We start from the raw sequence: 17,883 nt of genomic DNA, 5'->3' as shown, positions 1-17,883 counted from the left end.
ACAAGAAACAGGACGGGCAAGTTCTTAAAATTGCGGTGAACGTTTTTCGACAAAGGCCATCACCCCTTCCCGGTGTTCGGCGGAATCCGCATAATTGTAAGCATTTGCTATTAAATCAGTAGCTTCTCGCGCAATCTGGATATGGGCCAGAGCCCGAAAAGACTGTTTGTTCAGGCGTGCAGCCTGCGGCGCGAGACTCGCAACACCTGCGGCCGTCGCGGTGGCTTCGGCCACTACCTCGTGGTCTGGCACCACGCGATTGAGAAAGCCCCGCTGCGCCACCGTGGCTGCGTCCAGCACTGCGGCTGCCAGCAGCATCTCGCGTGTGCTCAGTTCACCGGCGGCACCCATCACCAGCGCCATCTCACGCGGCGCCATCGGGAAACCCAGCTTCGCAATCGGCGCGCCAAACCGGGCTGACGCACCCGCCAGACGCAGGTCGCAGCAACTCGCGATCTCCAGACCCGCGCCCATGCAGGCGCCTTCAATCTGAGCCACGATTGGCACGTCGCAGTCCAGCATGGCCTGCAGGCCACCCCAGACCTGCTCGTCGTGAAAGTGGCGCAGTCTGGCTTCCTCAAAACGGAAAGCGGCGTACTCGGAGATATCCCCGCCTGCACAGAAGTTGCCGCCTTCACCGGCCAGCAGCACGCAGCGCAAGGCCGCGTCCTGCTGAATGCCTTCAAACACCTCGCGCAACTCAAGCCACATCGCACGCGACATGGCGTTGAGCTTGCCGGGGTGGGACAGGGTGACGCGCGCGATGCTGCCTGTGATGGCAAGCCGAACCTGTCCCTTCATGTACTCATGCCGACAGAGACAAAAAGCTGATCCACCGCCGGGCCGCCACAAGGTGGAACAGCCCCTTCACGTCGTGAAAGGGGCAGCGTATTACACGAAGTGAAAAGCGCGGGGGCTATGCAATTTCCCGCCGGGCCGGCCCAAGGGAAATTAGCCCCCTCGGGGGGCAGCGCAGTACGCGAAGCGACAAGCGTGGGGGCCATCTCTTAATCGAGTTTCGCGCCGGAAGCCTTGACCACCTGCGTCCACTTCTTGACCTCGGCGCTGATGAAGCTGCCAAACTGCGGGCCGCTCAGGCCGGCGAACTCAGCCCCCTGACGCGCCCAGACCGCCTTGGCTTCGTCCGTGGTGCAGGCTTTGCGGATTTCTTCGATGGCGCGCGCCTGGGCGTCAGCCGGCATGCCTTTGGGTCCCCACACGCCGTACCAGGTGGTCACGTTGTAGTCGGGCAGACCCATCTCGGCGGCGCTCGGCACATCCGGAATCGCCGGGTTGCGCTTGTTGCCGGACACCATCAACGCCTTGATGCGGCCACCGGCAATATGGGCCGCCGAGGAACCGAGACCGTCGAACATCATCTCGACATCACCGGCGATCAGGCCCTGCAGGGCCGGGCCGGCGCCGCGGTAGGGAATGTGGGTGATGAATGTTTTGGTCTGCTGCTTGAACAACTCACCCGCGAGATGGTGCGAGGTGCCGGCACCGGCCGAGCCGTAATTGAGCTTGCCGGGGTTCTTGCGGGCGTTGTCCAGAAACTCCCTGAAGTTGGCGACCGGCAACCTTTGCGGGTTGACCACCACCACCTGCGGCACGCTGGCCACCAGGATCAGCGGCACCAGGTCCTTCTCGATGTCGTAGTCCAGCTTGGGGTACATGCTGGGCGCAATCGTGTGGTGCACCGCGCCCATGAACAGCGTGTAACCATCGGGCGCAGCCTTGGCTGCAATGCTGGCGCCGAGCGTGCCGCCGGCACCGCCGCGGTTGTCGATGATCAGTTGCTTGCCGGTCAGGCGCGAGAATTGTGCAGACATCGGGCGTGCAAACGCATCGGTGCCGCCGCCGGCCGGGAAAGGCACGATCATGTTGACCGGCTTGACCGGCCAGGTCGATTGCGCATAGCTGCCCATTGAAAATGCAGCGGCGCCCGCCGCAGCGGCACGCAGCACATCCCGCCGGGATGCCTTGATGTCAAAACTCGATGTCATGCTGTCTCCTGTTTTTGTGAATCAATAAAAACGGTTCAAAAACAAAACTCAAATATACAAATCTTCGATGGCACCGGATACGGGGATTTTCCCCTGCGCGAGCAGAGCGCGGTGCTTGTCCAGCCGCTTGAGATCGTAAAGGTAGTTGACCATCAGGCCGCAGGACTGTTTCAGACCCTTCGGCGAGGGATCACCGCCCCAGTTGATGCGCTCCACGCGCGCGCCATTGCCCAGATGAAAGCGGGCGACCGGATCCAGCGGCTTGCCATCGTCGAGTTCCCGCCCCAGGTAGTGAGCGGCGCAATGCAGTAACACACGGCGCACGGCCGACTTCTCGTTCAGGGTCAGCGCATTGTCGGCCGCAGTAAGGAAATGTTGCGCCGTGGGCGGCTCGAAGCCAACCGCCCGGCCCAGCAGCGTGCGTTCCTTCTCGTCGAGTTGCGTCAAGAGGTTGACCGCATTTTTTCCCAGCCAGGAACGAAACCCTGGAATAGGCGACAGCGTCGCAAAGTTCTTCAGACGCGGAAACTCTTCATGCAGCGTCTCGACCACGCGCTTGATCAGCGAATCGCCGAAACTCACACCGCGCAAGCCGGTCTGCGTATTGCTGATCGAATAAAAAATCGCGGTCGTGGCTTTTTTCAGATCAGCCGGCGCGGCCGACTCGTCGAGCAGCGGCATGATGCTGTCGGCCATGTCGTCGATCAGCGCCACTTCGACAAAAATCAGCGGCTCGTCGGGCATGCGGGGATGGAAAAACCCGTAGCAACGGCGGTCGCTGTCGAGCCGGTTTTTCACATCGGCCCAGCTCTTGATGTCGTGTACGGCCTCGTACCTGATCAACTTTTCGATCAGCGAAGCCGGCGAGTCCCAGCTGATGCGACGCAGGTCCAGGAAACCCACGTCAAACCAGGTCGAGAACATGTACTCCATCTCGACATCCAGCGCTTGCAGGCGCTTGTCCGCCTTGAGATGCGGCAACAGATCGGCGCGCAGGTTCACCAGAAAACGGAATCCTTCCGGGAAGGCGCTGAAGCGCTGCAGCAGGCGCCGGCGCGGCGACACGGTGGCGCGCCGGTAACGCACTTCGGCCACGGCTTCGTCGGGCGTGCCGACTGCGGCCGCGAATTGCGTCTGCGCCAGCTTGACCCTGGCAGCGTCGGCGACAAACTGCTCACTCATCAGCAGCCACATGTCGCGGCGCTCGTCGAGCGAGGCATTGGCATACCAGCCGGCCACACCCATGGCGCGGCGCCCACCTTCAATCTCGCTGACCTGCGGATCAACGATGGCCTTGAGTTCTTCCAGCGTGCGGCGCAGCACGCGCGGCGACAGGGCTTCTTCTTTTTGCCGCAAGGTGGCGTTGAGCCGCTCGCGGGTGCTGCGCACCGCCGCCGCACCTGCTCCTGATTTGGTAGCTGCTTGCGCCCGTTCTGTATGGGCTGGCACGCCTTTTGACTCGGATTTATCAGGGCTGCGCAAGATGGCCACGCTGCGGGTGATCCAGTCGGGCGTGTTCATGAGGTGGCCTGTGGGGTGGTTTGAAAACGGGAATCGCTGATGCGCCCATGTGCATGAGGCTTCATCAGGAACTGCATCCTGTGGGTTCTCGAGGCGCTGACGATGAACGGGCTCATGCTGTCGCCTCCCAATGCGTTAGCGGTCAGGGAGCGAAAAGGTGTCGACTCCTTGCTGACATGACCTTTACTGCCGATCCCCAGCAAGCTGGGGCCCCTCGCCAGGTGGGTCTTGCCTTCGCCTCCTGTGGCGCTAACGATCAGCGGGCAAAAAGGTGTCGACTCTGCGCTGGCATTCGCCTGCTGTCGATCCCCAACTGCGCTGGGGCCCCTCGCCAGGTGGGTCTTGCCGTCGCCTCCTGTGGCGTCATCGATTTGCATAAAGCCGGGTGTCGGCTCTCCGCTGGCCTGACCTTTACTGCCGATCCCCAGCATTCTGCCGGGGCCCCTCGTCAGGTAGGTCATGCCGTCGCCTCCTGTGGCGCTAACGATCAGCGGGCAAAAAGGTGTCTGCTCTCCGCTGGCCTGACCTTTACTGCCGATCCCCAGCATTCTGCCGGGGCCCCTCGTCAGGTAGGTCATGCCAGCACCTTCGTTCTCTGACTCCTGGCGAGTTCCCTGAGGGCTTCTCGCTGGCGGGTCAGGTGGGTGCGCATGGCGGCTTCGGCGCCTGCGCTGTCTCTGGCTTTCAGAGCGGCAAACACCGCCATATGTTCGGACAGGCTTTGCGCGAGACGGCCAGGCGCGTGCAATTGCTGCGAGCGTGCCAGCTTGAGGATCTTGCGCAAATCGGCGATTGCCATGGCCAGCCAGCGGTTGTCGGCCAGCGTGATGATGGCTTCGTGGATCGCGAAGTTGGTGTCGTAGTAGTCGTTGAGGCGGCTGGCCTGCGCGTGGCTGTTCAGGCGTTCGTGCAGCGTCGTCAGCGCGGCGAGGTCGGCGTCGGTCGCATTGCGCGCCGCCTCGAAGGCGCAGCGGCCTTCCAGCAGCGCAATCACCGGGAAGATGTCGTCCAAGTCTTTTTCGGTCACCTCACTGATAAAGCAGCCACGCCGTGGCTCGTGACGCAGCAGCCCCTCGGCGGTCAGCACCTTGAGCGCCTCACGCAGCGGCGTCCGCGAAATCTGCAGGCGTTCGCACAGCACCAGTTCATCGAGAAAGCTGCCGGGTGCATACAGGCCGGCAAAAATCTGCTCGCGCAAGGTGGCTGCGACTTCCTGGTGCAGTGAGTTCTGGACGAGGCGCATGCTGTCAGTCCGCCCCGCCTAATTGAAGACCACGCGCCGACGAGCAAAGTCCGCGCCGACAACCACGGGCAGCAAATTCTTCGCGCTGAATCGCTTGAATCTTCATAATTTCCTATAATTACAGGTAATTATTAAAGACTGAGAACAGTCTGGCAAGGAGGTTGGCGCACAAAATCACAGGTAAAAACCCGGACACTGGTCCGCAGGGACCGGGCTTGCTGCCGCTGATTGCTATCACGCGAGCAGCTGGTCTGCTATCCAATTGATAGCATATCTGGCAAATTTGGCGTGGGCTAGGCCCGCTTTTCAGCCCACATCCAGAGCCAGACACCGGCCGCGACCATGGGCAGGCACAACCATTGGCCCATGCTCATTCCCAGCGCCAGGATGCCGAGATAGTCGTCGGGCTCGCGGAAAAACTCGGCGATGAAACGGAACACGCCGTAGCCGACCAGAAAGGCCGCCGATACCTGCCCGGTTTTGCGCGGTTTGCGGGCATACAGCCACAGCAGCACAAACAGCAACAGGCCCTCCAGCAGAAACTGGTAGACCTGCGAGGGGTGTCGCGGCGCCAGCGTGCCGCTGTTCCTGAACACCATGCCCCAAGGCAAGTCGGGGCTGCTCAGGCGGCCCCACAATTCGCCGTTGATGAAATTACCGACTCGCCCCGCCGCCAGCCCCGTCGGTACGCAAGGTGCAATCAAGTCCATCACCTGCAGCCAGGGTTTTTGCCGCGTGCGCGCAAACCAGATCTGCGACACCAGCACACCCAGCATGCCGCCGTGGAAACTCATGCCGCCCTGCCAGACATACAAAATCTCCAGCGGATGCGCCAGGTAATAGCCGGGCTTGTAGAACAGGCAGTAACCGATGCGCCCGCCGAGCACCACACCCATCACGCCGAGAAACAGGATGTCCTCGATGTCCTTGCGGCTCCACGCGGCAGCGCCGGTCATCGACGCATAGGGCTCATGCCGCAGGCGGCGCATGCCCAGAAACAGGAACAGGCCAAAGGCAGCCAGATAAGTCAGGCCGTACCAGTGAATGGCCAGCGGGCCCAACTGCAAGGCGACGGGGTCGATGGTGGGGTGAATCAGCATGCGGCTTATTGTGCCAGCGGCCACAACCGGGCAGCGTTCAGCCGGGCCAGGCCGGCGCGCAATCTATGAATCGCGTCACGCAGGCCGGGACAGCCCCCTCGGGCCAGACCAGGCTGGTTTCACATACCGGCACCTGGCGGCCTTTCTTGCCCGCCACACTGCGATAGATCACGCCAGGCCGCTGGAACTGCCGCACGCTGTCGGGCACCCATGCCACGCCCAGACCGGCCGACACCAGGTTGACGATGGTCTGCATCTGGATTGCTTCCTGCGCCACCCGGGGCGACTGCGCAGCGGCGTGGTACGTGGCGAAAATCGCGTCGTACAGCGAAGGCAAAATGCGACGCGGGAAAATCACCAGCGGTTGCGTCAGCACCTCGTCCAAAACCAGCGAAGCCCTGGCCGCTAGCGGATGCTGTTCAGCCAGCGCCAGCACCAGCGGCTCCCGCGCCACCCGCCGGCTTTGCAGTCCCGGAGGAGCAAATCCCGGTGAGTGCAGGATCACGCCGGCATCGATGTCGTGGCGCTCGAAAGCCTGGAGCTGCATGTCGCCGGTGGCTTCCAGCAGTTCAAGCTGGACCTGCGGGTTGCGCTCGCGAAAAATCCGCACCCATGCGGGCAGCAGTGAAAAGCCCGCTGTGGACACAAAAGCCAGCCGCAAGCGCCCCAGCTCCCCGGCATCGGCTGCCCTCGCCTGTTCGGGCAAAGCCTGGGCGCGTGCGAGCAGGTCCAGCACTTGCGGCAACAACGCCGTGGCCGCCGGCGTCATCTGCACGCTGCGTTTGGTGCGGTCGAACAGACGTACGTCCAGCAGCTTTTCAAGGTGGGCGATCGCCTGGGTCAGCGGCGGTTGTGTCATGTGCAGGCGCGCTGCAGCACGGCCAAAGTGCAGTTCCTCGGCCACAGCGGCAAACTGGCGCCAGAGCCTGAGTTCAATGGGGAGGGGACTCATATGCCCAGCATATTAATGGATGCCAAAAAATATATTGGAAGCGCAAAACCAGGCGGGGCATACTTGCACTTCGAACCCCCACTACAAAGAAGACATCCCATGAACCAGCAGGACAAAGACGGCGCCGGCGACGCGATCAACCGCCGCAGCAAAAACATCACCGAAGGTACCGCGCGCGCGCCAAACCGCTCGATGTATTACGCGATGGGCTACGAAGCCGGCGACTTCAAGAAACCCATGGTCGGTGTGGCCAACGGCCACAGCACCATCACTCCGTGCAACAGCGGCCTGCAAAAACTTGCCGACGCTGCGATTGCCGGTATCGAGGAAGCCGGCGGCAATGCGCAGGTGTTTGGCACGCCCACGATTTCCGACGGCATGGCCATGGGCACCGAGGGCATGAAGTATTCTCTGGTCTCCAGAGAAGTGATTTCCGACTGCATCGAAACCTGCGTGCAGGGCCAGTGGATGGATGGCGTTCTGGTGGTAGGCGGCTGCGACAAGAACATGCCAGGGGGCCTGATGGGCATGTTGCGTGCCAATGTGCCATCCATTTACGTCTACGGTGGCACCATCTTGCCGGGCAGCTACAAGGGCAAGGACCTCAACATCGTCAGCGTGTTCGAAGCCGTAGGTGAACATTCGGCCGGCCGCATGAGCGACGAGGACCTGCTGCAGATCGAGCGCCGCGCGATTCCCGGCACCGGCAGTTGCGGCGGCATGTACACCGCCAACACCATGTCGTCTTCCTTCGAGGCTCTTGGTATCTCGCTGCCTTACTCCTCGACCATGGCCAATCCGCACGACGAAAAAGCCAACTCGGCGAAAGAGTCGGCCAAGGTGCTGATCGAAGCCATCAAAAAGAACATCAAGCCGCGCGACATCGTGACGAAAAAGGCGATTGAAAACGCCGTGGCTGTCATCATGGCCACCGGCGGCTCAACCAACGCGGTGCTGCACTTTCTGGCGATTGCCCATGCGGCGGAGGTGGACTGGACGATTGACGACTTCGAGCGCGTGCGTGTCAAGACGCCTGTGCTGTGCGACCTCAAGCCCAGCGGCAAATACCTGGCGGTGGACCTGCACAAGGCGGGCGGCATTCCACAGGTCATGAAAATCCTGCTGGCGGCCGGCCTGCTGCATGGCGACTGCCTGACCATCAGCGGCCAGACCATTGCCGAGGTGCTCAAGGATGTTCCGGATGCGCCGCGCGCCGACCAGGACGTGATCCGTCCCATCGACAAACCGATGTATGCGCAGGGCCATCTGGCGATTCTCAAAGGCAACCTCTCGCCTGAAGGCTGTGTTGCCAAGATCACCGGCCTGAAAAATCCGGTAATGACCGGCCCGGCGCGTGTGTTCGACGACGAGCAGTCGGCGTTGGCCGCCATCCTGGCCGGAAAGATTGTTGCGGGTGATGTGATGGTGCTGCGTTATCTCGGCCCCAAGGGCGGCCCCGGCATGCCCGAGATGCTGGCGCCGACCGGCGCGCTGATAGGCGCGGGCCTGGGCGAAACGGTGGGCCTGATCACGGACGGCCGCTTTTCAGGTGGCACCTGGGGCATGGTGGTCGGCCACGTGGCGCCAGAAGCTGCAGCGGGCGGCAACATCGCCTTCATCAAGGAAGGCGATTCGATCACCATCGACGCGAAACAATTGCTGCTGCAACTGAACATCGATGACGCCGAACTGGCTCAACGCAAAGTGGGCTGGAAAGCCCCGCTGCCGCGTTACATGCGCGGCGTGCAGGCCAAGTTCGCCTTCAACGCCTCCAGCGCCAGCAAGGGCGCCGTGCTCGACGATTATTGAGATTGCGGCAACGCGCGAATTAAAAAAGTCCCTGCAGCGAAGCTGCAGGGACTTTTTGTTTGCGCCGAGCGTAGCGAGCAGCGCTCCCCTTCAAGCAGGGGCCGCGGAACCGGCTTCGCCGGGCCGCAGGCGCAGCAGCCCCCTCGGGGGGCAGGGAGCTACACGAAGTGAGCGACCGTGGGGGTCATTTCCTTTTTTTGAGCATCCCCATGGCATCACGCTGCTTGTCGATGCGCTCCTGCTTTCGCTTGTCCATCTTTTCCATTTCCTTCTTTTTGGTGTAGCCGCTGGAGTCCGCCCACCACCACCAGATCACAGCCAGGCCAAACGGGGCCAGGACCATCCACCAGTCCAGGGTTGCCACAGGACCGATCTCCAGGTATTTCAGCAAAATTCCAATGACGCCGATGAACAGAAAAAACATGAATGATTCCTCAAATTGGGCGGGAAACCCTTTGTAAGCAAGGTCAACCCGCACCACTACAATTGCGTTAACTGACTGTACCCCAATCCAAATTAAAAACTCTTCCCACGAGGTTAACGATGAAACGTGTATTCTTGGTGATCGCTACCCTGGCCGCCGGTGCGGTGGTTTCTTCGCCGGCGCTGGCCGATCTGCAATTGGCCACGGCTAAAAATTGCATGGCCTGCCATGCCGTCGCGACCAAACTCGTCGGCCCTTCGTACAAGGACGTGGCCGCCAAATACGCCGGTCAAAAAGACGCGGTGGACAAACTGGCAGGCAAAATCGTCAAGGGCGGCTCCGGCGTCTGGGGCCCTGTGCCTATGCCAGCCAACGCACAGGTCAACGACGCTGAAGCCAAGAAGCTCGCCGCCTGGGTGATGACGCAGAAATAAGCGCCTCACCGGACATCCGGCACAAAAAAGCCCGCTGCGTCAGCGGGCTTTTTTCATGGGCGACGCCCTCGATCACAGATTTTCAGACAGTTGATCGAGGATGGCGGGATTTTCCAATGTCGAGGTGTCTTGGGTGATGGCTTCACCCTTGGCGATGCCACGCAGCAGGCGGCGCATGATTTTTCCGCTGCGGGTCTTGGGCAGGTTGTCGCCGAAACGGATGTCTTTGGGCTTGGCGATCGGGCCGATCTCCTTGCCGACCCAGTCGCGCAGCTCTTTCGCAATCGCCTTGGCCTCATCGCCGGTGGGGCGCGAACGCTTGAGCACCACAAAGGCCACAATCGCCTCGCCGGTCAAATCATCAGGCCGTCCGACCACGGCGGCTTCGGCCACCAGCGCTGAATGCGAGACCAGCGCGGACTCGATCTCCATGGTGCCCATGCGGTGGCCGGACACATTCAGCACATCATCGATGCGGCCAGTGATGCGGAAGTAACCGCGGTCCAGACTGCGCACCGCGCCGTCGCCAGCCAGGTAGTACGTGCCGCCCATCTCTTCGGGGAAATAACTCTTCTTGAAACGCTCGGGGTCGTTCCAGATGGTGCGGATCATTGAGGGCCACGGGCGTTTGACCACCAGCATGCCGCCGGAGCCGTTGGGCACGTCCTTGCCCACTTCATCAACGATGGCGGCCATGATGCCGGGCAACGGCAAGGTGCAGCTACCGGGCACCAGTGGTGTCGCGCCGGGCAGCGGCGTGATCATGTGGCCACCGGTTTCGGTCTGCCAGAAGGTATCAATCACCGGGCAGCGCTCGCCGCCGACGTTTTTGTAGTACCACATCCAGGCTTCGGGGTTGATGGGCTCGCCGACCGAACCGAGGATGCGCAGGCTGCTCAAATCAGAGCGCGCCGGATGCACTTTCTCGTCGCCCTCGGCCGCCTTGATCAGCGAACGGATCGCGGTCGGCGCGGTGTAGAAAATCGTGACCTTGTGTTTTTCGATCATCTGCCAGAAGCGGCCAGCGTTCGGAAAAGTAGGGATACCTTCGAAGATCACCTGGGTCGCGCCGGCGGCCAGCGGGCCATAGGCGACATAGGTGTGGCCGGTGATCCAGCCGATGTCGGCAGTGCACCAGAACACATCCGAGGGCTGGATGTCAAAAGCCCAGTCCATGGTCAGCTTGGCCCACAGCAAATAACCACCGGTGCTGTGCTGCACACCCTTGGGTTTGCCGGTCGAGCCGGAGGTGTAGAGGATGAACAGCGGATGTTCTGCGCCGACAAACTCGGGCTCGCAGGTGGCCGGCTGCTTCGCTGCGACCTCGTGCATCAGGCTGTCGCGCCCGGCGACCATATTGCAGGCCGTGGCGGTGCGTTGGTAGACGATCACGTTCTTGATGGATTCGCAGCCGCCCATGCCGATGCCTTCATCGACGATGGCCTTGAGCGGCAGTTCCTTGCCGCCGCGCAACTGGAAGTTGGCGGTGATGACGGCGACCGCACCGGCGTCCTGGATGCGCTCCTGCAGGCTCTTGGCCGAAAAGCCGCCGAACACCACCGAGTGGGTTGCGCCTATGCGCGCACAGGCTTGCATGGCAACCACACCTTCCACCGTCATCGGCATGTAGATGATGACGCGGTCGCCCTTGTTGATGCCCATGGCCTTGAGCGCATTGGCGAATTGGCAGACCTTGCCGTGCAATTCCTTGTAGGTGACGTTGGTCACCTTGCCATCGTCGCTTTCGAAGATGATGGCTTTCTTATTCTCTGTGGCGGTGCCGAGATGCCGGTCCAGGCAGTTGTACGAGGCGTTGAGTTCACCGTCGGCAAACCACTGGTAAAACGGCGCGTTCGACTCATCCAGGGTCCGGGTGAATGGTTTTTTCCAGCTCAGGTTTTCCCGCGCGAGCCGGGCCCAGAAGCCTTCGAAGTCTTTTTCAGCTTCGGCGCACAGCGCGTTGTAGGCGTCCATGCTGGAAATGCGGGCGGATTTGGCCAGCTCGGGGTTGGGGAAGAAAACCCGGTTTTCAACCAGTGTGGACTCGATGGCGGATGAAGGCGCGTTCATGATGGCTTGTCTCCTCAGTTTGTCATTAATCCGTGCTAATGTCCTGCTCAGCACTTACAGACCACTGACTGGCTGGAAGCTTACAGATTTAACCCGAATTCAGGCCGCTCAGGCAGCACGCCTACAATCCGCACAGTCCGTATAAACCCCCATAAAGAACCATGTCCGATCCCAAGCCCCTCCCTCCAAAGGCCCCGCCGCTGCGACCGATTCCCAACTTCATTTTTGCCAGCCGCTGGCTGCAATTGCCGCTGTATGTGGGCCTCATCGCAGCGCAGGGCGTGTACGTGTTTCACTTTCTGGTCGAACTACTGCACCTGATCGAAGCTGTTTTCGGCAGCCAGACCGCGCTGCAGGCGCTGGTGACCAGCATCGGCTACAAAACCGATGTACCCATCACCACGCTGAATGAAACCGTGATCATGCTGGTGGTGCTGGCGCTGATCGACGTGGTCATGATCTCCAACCTGCTGATCATGGTGATCGTTGGTGGCTACGAGACCTTTGTGAGCCGCATGAACCTCGAGGGCCACCGCGACCAGCCCGAGTGGCTAAGCCACGTCAACGCCTCGGTGCTCAAGGTCAAGCTGGCGACCGCCATCATCGGCATCAGCTCCATCCACCTGCTTAAAACATTCATCAACGCCGACAACTACACTGACCGGGTGCTGATCGCGCAGACGGTCATCCACATCGCCTTCCTGCTGTCGGCCCTGGCCATCGCCTACACCGACAAGATCATGTCGGGCATTGCGGCGGCCTCGCAAAAACACTGAGCCTGCAACATCGGCTTGCACCAAAAAAAGGGCCTCACGGCCCTTTTTTAATATTCAACCGGCCGCTAGCACATATGCTGCGGGCGCAGTTAGCTATTGATTAAATATCATGCCTTAACGACCAGTCATTTTTTTTGGCACCACCCACTGATCAAACTGCTCCGCCGTGACATGGCCTGACGCCAGAGCCGCGTTGCGCAGGCTGCTGCCTTCCTTATGCGCCTTCTTGGCAATGAAGGCCGCCTTGTCATAACCGATGTGGGTGTTGAGCGCGGTCACCAGCATCAGCGAACGGTCCACCAGTTCGGCGATGCGGTCGCGGTTCGGCTCGATGCCGACGGCGCACTGGTCGTTGAAACTCACCATGCCGTCGGCCAGCAGGCGCACGCTCTGCAAAAAGTTGTGGGCGATCATGGGCCGGAACACATTGAGCTCGAAGTTGCCCGAGGCACCGCCGAAATTGATGGCAACGTCGTTACCGAAAACCTGGCAGCAGAGCATGGTCACGGCTTCGCTTTGGGTCGGGTTGACCTTGCCCGGCATGATGGACGAGCCGGGTTCGTTTTCAGGAATCGACAATTCACCGATGCCACTGCGCGGGCCGCTGGCCAGCCAGCGCACATCGTTGGCGATTTTCATCATGCTGGCAGCGAAAGTTTTCAGTGCGCCATGGGCGTGCACCAGCGCGTCGCAGGAGGCCATAGCCTCGAACTTGTTGGGCGCGGTCACAAAGGGCAAACCGGTCAGGCTGGCCAGCTCGGCCGCCACCTGTTCGGCATATCCCTGGGGCGCATTCAGGCCGGTGCCGACGGCGGTGCCGCCCAGCGCCAGTTCGTACAGATGCGGCAATGCGGCACGCAGATGTTTTTCGCCGTGGGCGAGCTGGGCCACGTAGCCGGAGAACTCCTGGCCCAGGGTCAGCGGTGTCGCGTCCTGCAAATGGGTACGGCCGATTTTCACAATGCTGTCGAAGTCCTGCGCCTTCTTGGCCAGCGTGCCGCGCAGCTTGACAATCGCCGGCAGCAGCTTGTGCGTGATCGCTTCTACCGCCGCCACATGCATGGCGGTCGGGAACACATCGTTGGAGGACTGGCTGCGGTTCACGTCGTCGTTCGGGTGCACCAGCCGGCTTTCGCCTCGCTCGCCGCCCAATAACTCACTGGCGCGGTTCGCCAGCACTTCGTTGATATTCATGTTGGTCTGGGTCCCCGAGCCGGTCTGCCAGACCACCAGCGGAAACTCGTCCGCATGTTGGCCAGCGATTACCTCGTCGGCAGCGGCGATGATGGCCTTTGTCTTCTTGTCGTCCTGCAGGCCCAGCGCGTGGTTCACGGTGGCCGACGAACGCTTGACCTGGGCCAGCGCCCGGATGATTTCGCGCGGCTGCAACTCGCCCGAGATGTCGAAGTTCTGCAGCGAGCGCTGCGTCTGCGCGCCCCACAGCCGGTCGGACGGGACTTCTATCGGGCCAAAAGTATCGCGTTCGGTACGTGTCGTCATGGTGTGTGCTTACCTGTCAAAATGCAGAGTTGAGCGCGCACCGTAGCACATGACACCGCTCCTGAAAAGCCATCCCCCACATCACCCGACCATGACCACCACAATCAAACAAGCCGACCTCATCGAATCCGTCGCCGCCGCGCTTCAGTTCATCAGCTACTACCACCCGGCCGACTACATCGCGCATCTGGCGCGCGCCTATGAGCGCGAACAAAGCCCGGCCGCCAAAGACGCGATTGCGCAGATCCTGACCAACAGCAAGATGAGCGCGACCGGCCACCGCCCGATCTGCCAGGACACCGGCATCGTCAACGTCTTCCTCAAGGTCGGCATGGACGTGCGCTGGGAAGGTTTCACGGGCAGCCTCGACGACGCCATAAACGAAGGCGTTCGGCGCGGCTACAACCACCCCGACAACACCCTGCGCGCCTCGGTCGTGGCGGACCCGCACTTCGATCGCAAGAACACCAAGGACAACACGCCGGCGGTGATCTTCACCGAGATCGTGCCGGGCGACAAACTCGACATCACGGTGGCGGCCAAGGGCGGCGGCAGCGAGAACAAGAGCAAGATGGCCATGCTCAACCCCGGCGACTCCATCGTCGACTGGGTGCTCAAAACCGTGCCGACCATGGGCGCGGGCTGGTGCCCGCCCGGCATGCTGGGCATAGGCATTGGCGGTACCGCCGAAAAAGCCGTACTGATGGCCAAGGAGTCGCTGATGGACGACCTCGACATGTACGAGCTGCAGGCCAAGGCCGCTTCCGGCGCCGAACTCAGCAAGGTCGAAGCCCTGCGACTCGAACTGTTTGAAAAAGTCAACGCGCTCGGCATAGGCGCGCAGGGCCTGGGCGGCTTGACCACCGTGCTCGACGTGAAGATCCAGATGTACCCAACCCACGCGGCGAGCAAGCCGGTAGCCATGATCCCGAACTGCGCGGCCACGCGCCACGCCCACTTTGTGATGGACGGCAGCGGCGCTGTTTACCTCGACCCGCCCTCGCTGGACCTCTGGCCCGATGTGGAATGGGCGCCGGACTACCAGAAGAGCAAGAAGGTGGACCTCAACACCTTGACCAAGGCCGAGGTCGCGAGCTGGAAACCCGGCGACACCCTGCTGCTCAGCGGCAAGATGCTGACCGGCCGCGACGCCGCGCACAAGCGCATCCAGGGCATGCTGTCGAAAGGCGAAAAACTGCCGGTGGACTTTGCCAACCGCGTGATTTATTACGTGGGCCCGGTGGACCCGGTGGCCGGCGAAGCCGTGGGCCCGGCCGGCCCGACCACCGCCACCCGCATGGATGGTTTTACCGAGATGATGCTGGCAGAGACGGGGCTGATTGCAATGATCGGCAAGGCCGAACGCGGCCCGGTCGCCATCGAGTCCATCAAGAAACACAAAAGCGCCTACCTGATGGCTGTGGGCGGCGCTGCCTACCTGGTCTCCAAGGCCATCAAACATGCCGAAGTCGTCGGTTTTTCGGACATGGGCATGGAGGCGATTTACGAATTCGACGTGGTTGACATGCCGGTGACCGTGGCGGTTGACTCAGGCGGCACCAGCGCGCACATCACCGGCCCGGCCGAGTGGCAAAAGCGAATTGCCACCGGCGAGTTCAAGGGCATCACGGTAGCGGCCGCCTAGTCCATAACAGCCGAGAGCGTGCATCCTCTCTCCCTTCAAGCAGGGGCCGCGGGACCGGCTTTGCCGGACCGCAGGCGCAGCGGCCCCCTCGGGGGGCAGGGAGTGACACGCAGTGCGCGACCGTGGGGGCCCATTGGCATCTTCGACAGCGGCATCGGCGGCCTGAGCGTGCTGCAAGCGCTACGCGCCGAACTGCCGCAGCAAGACTTCATCTACATCGCCGACAGCGGCCACGCGCCCTACGGCGAGCGGGACGATGCATTTGTGACCGCGCGCTCGCGCGCCCTCACCCAGTACCTGCTGGGGCAAGAGATTCAGGCCCTGGTGATCGCCTGCAATACCGCCACGGCAGCGGCGATCGACCTGCTGCGTGCGGAGCATCCGCACTTGCCCATCATTGGGGTGGAGCCGGCGCTCAAACCGGCTGCCGTCCTCAGCAAAACCAAACGCATCGGCGTCATGGCGACACGCGGCACACTGGCGAGCGCCCGCTTCAGGACTTTGCTGGGCACCCTGTCGACCCAAGCCGAGTTTGTGCTGCAGCCCTGTGACGGCCTGGCGGAAGCCATCGAACAGGCAGCCGGCTGGCCCGAATCCGCTCCTGAATTGATAGCTGCTTGCTCAATCCACACAAGGGCTATGGGCCGATTTGGCTTGAAGGATGGGGAGATGGACACGCTGGTGCTCGGCTGCACCCATTACCCGTTCGCCAGTGAAATCCTGCGCGCCCTGCTCGGGCCGGACGTGCACCTCGTGGACACCGGCGTGCCGGTCGCGCGCCAGACCCGCTTGCGCTTACTTGCCGCCGACAGCCCCGTCACAAAGCGGGTCGGCCAGATCAAGTTGTTCACCACCGGCGAACCCGCCGTCTTGCAAACGGCAGCGCAGCGCTGGTTGCAACTCGACAGCACCGCAGCCCCGCTGCATGTCTGACAGCCGCCACGGCTGATTCACCGAAACCCACGCGGAACAGGTGGTCAGGCCTGGGTGTCGGCCTGTAGCGCGGCCTGCCGCCCGCGCAGCACATTCACCGGAACCAGCAGCACCAGGCCCACGGCAAACAGCACGGCCGTCGACAAAATGGCGGTGCGCTGGTCACCACCGGTCATCCAGGTAATGGCGCCGTAACTCAGCGGCCCGATGATGCTGGCCAGCCGGATGGCGAAGGTCCACAGGCCGTAAAACTCGGCCAGTTGCTTTTTCGGAGCGAACATGCCGGCCATGGCGCGGCCGGCCGACTGGCTGGAGCCCATGCACACCCCGGCGATCGCGGCGGCGTACCAGAAGCCGCCCTTGGTGGTGGTAACGGCAGCGATCACGCAGGTGGCGATCCAGCCCACCAGCGTAATGCCCAGCGCCAGCTTGTGGCCGATGCGGTCCTGGAAATAACCGAAGGCAAACGCACCACCGGCGGCGGCAAAGTTAAGCACGAAGATCAGCACCATGGTTTCCTGCGGCTGAAAACCAATCACCTGCTCGGCGTAAATAGCGGCCAACGCGATGGCCACGGCGACCCCCCCCTGGTAGAACACGGCGCTGGCCAGCAGCCACATGAAGTCCTTGTAACGCCTGGCCTGGCGAAAGGTCTGGCGCAATTGCGCCAGCGACGCCTTCATGCCGCCCACACGTGAGGCCGCCGGGTTGGGCTGCGCCCTTTCCTTGAGCAGGCGGAAGGTCACCAGCGAGGCCAGGCCGTAAATCACAGCCGTGATCAGCATGGTGACGGGAACAAACTGGTCAGCCGGGATACCGCGCCCCTGGGCCCAGATTACATAGCCCAGACAAATGCCAAGCGCCAGCATGCCGCCGAAGTAACCGAAAGCCCAACCCCAGCCGCTGACCTTTCCCAAAGCTTCAGTCCGGGCCAGTTCCGGCAAGAAGGCGGCGGTTAGTGACTCGCCATACGCAAAAAAGGTATTCGACACAATGATCAGCAGCACCGCGAAAGCCACGCTGCTGGGACCAGCCAGCGCCAGCGCAGCAGTACTGAGCACACAGCCGGCGGTGGTGATCATCAGCAGTCGCTTCTTGGCCGCGCGCAGGTCGGCATAGGCGCCGAGGCTAGGCATGGTGAGCATGACAATCGCGTAGGACACGCTGAGCGCCGCCGTCCAGGCAAAGGTGGCCCACTCGGCCTTCTGCGCAATGCCGCCCACGAAATAGGCGGCAAATACCGCCGTGATCACGACGGTGGTGTAACCCGAGTTCGCAAAGTCATACATGGCCCAACCAAACACCTCGCGCTTGCGCACGCCGGGGTTGAGGGCATCCTGGGAAAAGAGGACCATGGCTCAGCTCCTGAAAAGGAACCCAGCATAAACCACCAGAATGTCGGCGCGATGGCGCGGAAGGCCAGGGGTTCAGGAAGTCCAAATAGCATCTTCCGCTTGATACGTGTTCCAA

The 17,883-nt window shown here is 62.0% G+C and carries 16 protein-coding genes; 5 read left to right on the top strand and 11 right to left on the bottom strand.

The window, feature by feature from the left end; genetic code table 11:
- Positions 1-24 precede the first annotated feature (24 nt).
- From IEX16_RS11155 to IEX16_RS11125, 7 genes are all read right to left on the bottom strand, one after another.
- Positions 25-801: an enoyl-CoA hydratase/isomerase family protein gene (locus IEX16_RS11155; protein WP_188708562.1), complete on the bottom strand. Its 777-nt coding sequence runs from the start codon at positions 799-801 to the stop codon at positions 25-27.
- A 206-nt stretch (positions 802-1,007) separates the two neighbouring features.
- The gene (locus IEX16_RS11150; RefSeq protein ID WP_188708561.1) at positions 1,008-2,006 is read right to left on the bottom strand and encodes a Bug family tripartite tricarboxylate transporter substrate binding protein; all 999 of its coding nucleotides are present in this window, start codon (positions 2,004-2,006) and stop codon (positions 1,008-1,010) included.
- A 48-nt stretch (positions 2,007-2,054) separates the two neighbouring features.
- Complete coding sequence (locus IEX16_RS11145; protein WP_188708560.1) at positions 2,055-3,527, bottom strand: malonyl-CoA decarboxylase; 1,473 nt, start codon at positions 3,525-3,527, stop codon at positions 2,055-2,057.
- Positions 3,524-4,105, bottom strand: a complete 582-nt coding sequence (locus tag IEX16_RS11140) for a hypothetical protein (RefSeq protein ID WP_188708559.1) — start codon at positions 4,103-4,105, stop codon at positions 3,524-3,526. The genes IEX16_RS11145 and IEX16_RS11140 overlap by 4 nt, the downstream gene beginning before the upstream one ends.
- Positions 4,102-4,770, bottom strand: a complete 669-nt coding sequence (locus tag IEX16_RS11135; protein ID WP_188708558.1) for a GntR family transcriptional regulator — start codon at positions 4,768-4,770, stop codon at positions 4,102-4,104. The genes IEX16_RS11140 and IEX16_RS11135 overlap by 4 nt, the downstream gene beginning before the upstream one ends.
- Positions 4,771-5,063: 293 nt before the next feature.
- Positions 5,064-5,870 carry a prolipoprotein diacylglyceryl transferase gene (gene lgt, locus IEX16_RS11130; protein ID WP_188708557.1) on the bottom strand — a complete coding sequence of 269 codons (807 nt, stop codon included), beginning with the start codon at positions 5,868-5,870 and terminating at the stop codon, positions 5,064-5,066.
- Between the two features lie 37 nt (positions 5,871-5,907).
- A complete protein-coding gene (locus IEX16_RS11125; RefSeq protein ID WP_188708556.1) occupies positions 5,908-6,822 on the bottom strand; it encodes a LysR family transcriptional regulator in 915 nt (304 codons plus the stop codon).
- Between the two features lie 99 nt (positions 6,823-6,921).
- Here IEX16_RS11125 and ilvD point away from each other — a divergent pair, with 99 nt between their 5' ends.
- Positions 6,922-8,631, top strand: a complete 1,710-nt coding sequence (gene ilvD, locus IEX16_RS11120; RefSeq protein ID WP_188708555.1) for a dihydroxy-acid dehydratase — start codon at positions 6,922-6,924, stop codon at positions 8,629-8,631.
- Positions 8,632-8,815: 184 nt separating this feature from the next.
- Here the strand turns inward: ilvD and IEX16_RS11115 are convergent, their stop codons facing one another.
- Positions 8,816-9,055 carry a TIGR04438 family Trp-rich protein gene (locus IEX16_RS11115; protein WP_188708554.1) on the bottom strand — a complete coding sequence of 80 codons (240 nt, stop codon included), beginning with the start codon at positions 9,053-9,055 and terminating at the stop codon, positions 8,816-8,818.
- Positions 9,056-9,174: 119 nt separating this feature from the next.
- Between IEX16_RS11115 and IEX16_RS11110 the strand changes: the two genes are divergently transcribed.
- Complete coding sequence (locus IEX16_RS11110) at positions 9,175-9,489, top strand: c-type cytochrome (RefSeq protein ID WP_188708553.1); 315 nt, start codon at positions 9,175-9,177, stop codon at positions 9,487-9,489.
- Between the two features lie 72 nt (positions 9,490-9,561).
- Here the strand turns inward: IEX16_RS11110 and acs are convergent, their stop codons facing one another.
- Entirely contained in the window at positions 9,562-11,559 is a 1,998-nt protein-coding gene (gene acs, locus IEX16_RS11105) for an acetate--CoA ligase (protein ID WP_188708552.1), read from the bottom strand.
- Between the two features lie 161 nt (positions 11,560-11,720).
- Between acs and IEX16_RS11100 the strand changes: the two genes are divergently transcribed.
- A complete protein-coding gene (locus IEX16_RS11100; protein WP_188708551.1) occupies positions 11,721-12,335 on the top strand; it encodes a YqhA family protein in 615 nt (204 codons plus the stop codon).
- A gap of 114 nt (positions 12,336-12,449) precedes the next feature.
- Here the strand turns inward: IEX16_RS11100 and fumC are convergent, their stop codons facing one another.
- Entirely contained in the window at positions 12,450-13,835 is a 1,386-nt protein-coding gene (gene fumC / locus IEX16_RS11095; protein ID WP_188708550.1) for a class II fumarate hydratase, read from the bottom strand.
- Between the two features lie 91 nt (positions 13,836-13,926).
- Here fumC and IEX16_RS11090 point away from each other — a divergent pair, with 91 nt between their 5' ends.
- Both IEX16_RS11090 and murI read left to right on the top strand, forming a co-directional pair.
- Positions 13,927-15,480, top strand: a complete 1,554-nt coding sequence (locus IEX16_RS11090; RefSeq protein ID WP_188708549.1) for a fumarate hydratase — start codon at positions 13,927-13,929, stop codon at positions 15,478-15,480.
- 102 nt (positions 15,481-15,582) lie between these two features.
- The gene (gene murI, locus IEX16_RS11085) at positions 15,583-16,413 is read left to right on the top strand and encodes a glutamate racemase (protein WP_188708548.1); all 831 of its coding nucleotides are present in this window, start codon (positions 15,583-15,585) and stop codon (positions 16,411-16,413) included.
- Between the two features lie 44 nt (positions 16,414-16,457).
- Here the strand turns inward: murI and IEX16_RS11080 are convergent, their stop codons facing one another.
- On the bottom strand, positions 16,458-17,768 hold the full coding sequence (locus IEX16_RS11080) for an MFS transporter (RefSeq protein ID WP_188708547.1): 1,311 nt from the start codon (positions 17,766-17,768) through the stop codon (positions 16,458-16,460).
- Positions 17,769-17,883 lie beyond the last annotated feature (115 nt).

The sequence above is a fragment of the Polaromonas eurypsychrophila genome, from assembly GCF_014641715.1.
In the GTDB taxonomy this organism is placed as follows: domain Bacteria; phylum Pseudomonadota; class Gammaproteobacteria; order Burkholderiales; family Burkholderiaceae_C; genus Polaromonas; species Polaromonas eurypsychrophila.
The sequence above is the reverse complement of the archived record's forward strand: the minus strand, read 5'-3'. Positions and strand labels throughout refer to the sequence as shown.

What these genes read in the sequence shown, in the direction of transcription:
- IEX16_RS11125 (WP_188708556.1), bottom strand. Translation starts at nt 6,822, where the DNA reads ATGAGTCCCCTCCCCATTGAACTCAGGCTCTGGCGCCAGTTTGCCGCT.
- IEX16_RS11115 (WP_188708554.1), bottom strand. Translation starts at nt 9,055, where the DNA reads ATGTTTTTTCTGTTCATCGGCGTCATTGGAATTTTGCTGAAATACCTG.
- IEX16_RS11140 (WP_188708559.1), bottom strand. Translation starts at nt 4,105, where the DNA reads ATGACCTACCTGACGAGGGGCCCCGGCAGAATGCTGGGGATCGGCAGT.
- IEX16_RS11080 (WP_188708547.1), bottom strand. Translation starts at nt 17,768, where the DNA reads ATGGTCCTCTTTTCCCAGGATGCCCTCAACCCCGGCGTGCGCAAGCGC.
- IEX16_RS11135 (WP_188708558.1), bottom strand. Translation starts at nt 4,770, where the DNA reads ATGCGCCTCGTCCAGAACTCACTGCACCAGGAAGTCGCAGCCACCTTG.
- acs (WP_188708552.1), bottom strand. Translation starts at nt 11,559, where the DNA reads ATGAACGCGCCTTCATCCGCCATCGAGTCCACACTGGTTGAAAACCGG.
- IEX16_RS11145 (WP_188708560.1), bottom strand. Translation starts at nt 3,527, where the DNA reads ATGAACACGCCCGACTGGATCACCCGCAGCGTGGCCATCTTGCGCAGC.
- IEX16_RS11090 (WP_188708549.1), top strand. Translation starts at nt 13,927, where the DNA reads ATGACCACCACAATCAAACAAGCCGACCTCATCGAATCCGTCGCCGCC.
- ilvD (WP_188708555.1), top strand. Translation starts at nt 6,922, where the DNA reads ATGAACCAGCAGGACAAAGACGGCGCCGGCGACGCGATCAACCGCCGC.
- IEX16_RS11155 (WP_188708562.1), bottom strand. Translation starts at nt 801, where the DNA reads ATGAAGGGACAGGTTCGGCTTGCCATCACAGGCAGCATCGCGCGCGTC.
- lgt (WP_188708557.1), bottom strand. Translation starts at nt 5,870, where the DNA reads ATGCTGATTCACCCCACCATCGACCCCGTCGCCTTGCAGTTGGGCCCG.
- IEX16_RS11100 (WP_188708551.1), top strand. Translation starts at nt 11,721, where the DNA reads ATGTCCGATCCCAAGCCCCTCCCTCCAAAGGCCCCGCCGCTGCGACCG.
- IEX16_RS11150 (WP_188708561.1), bottom strand. Translation starts at nt 2,006, where the DNA reads ATGACATCGAGTTTTGACATCAAGGCATCCCGGCGGGATGTGCTGCGT.
- IEX16_RS11110 (WP_188708553.1), top strand. Translation starts at nt 9,175, where the DNA reads ATGAAACGTGTATTCTTGGTGATCGCTACCCTGGCCGCCGGTGCGGTG.
- fumC (WP_188708550.1), bottom strand. Translation starts at nt 13,835, where the DNA reads ATGACGACACGTACCGAACGCGATACTTTTGGCCCGATAGAAGTCCCG.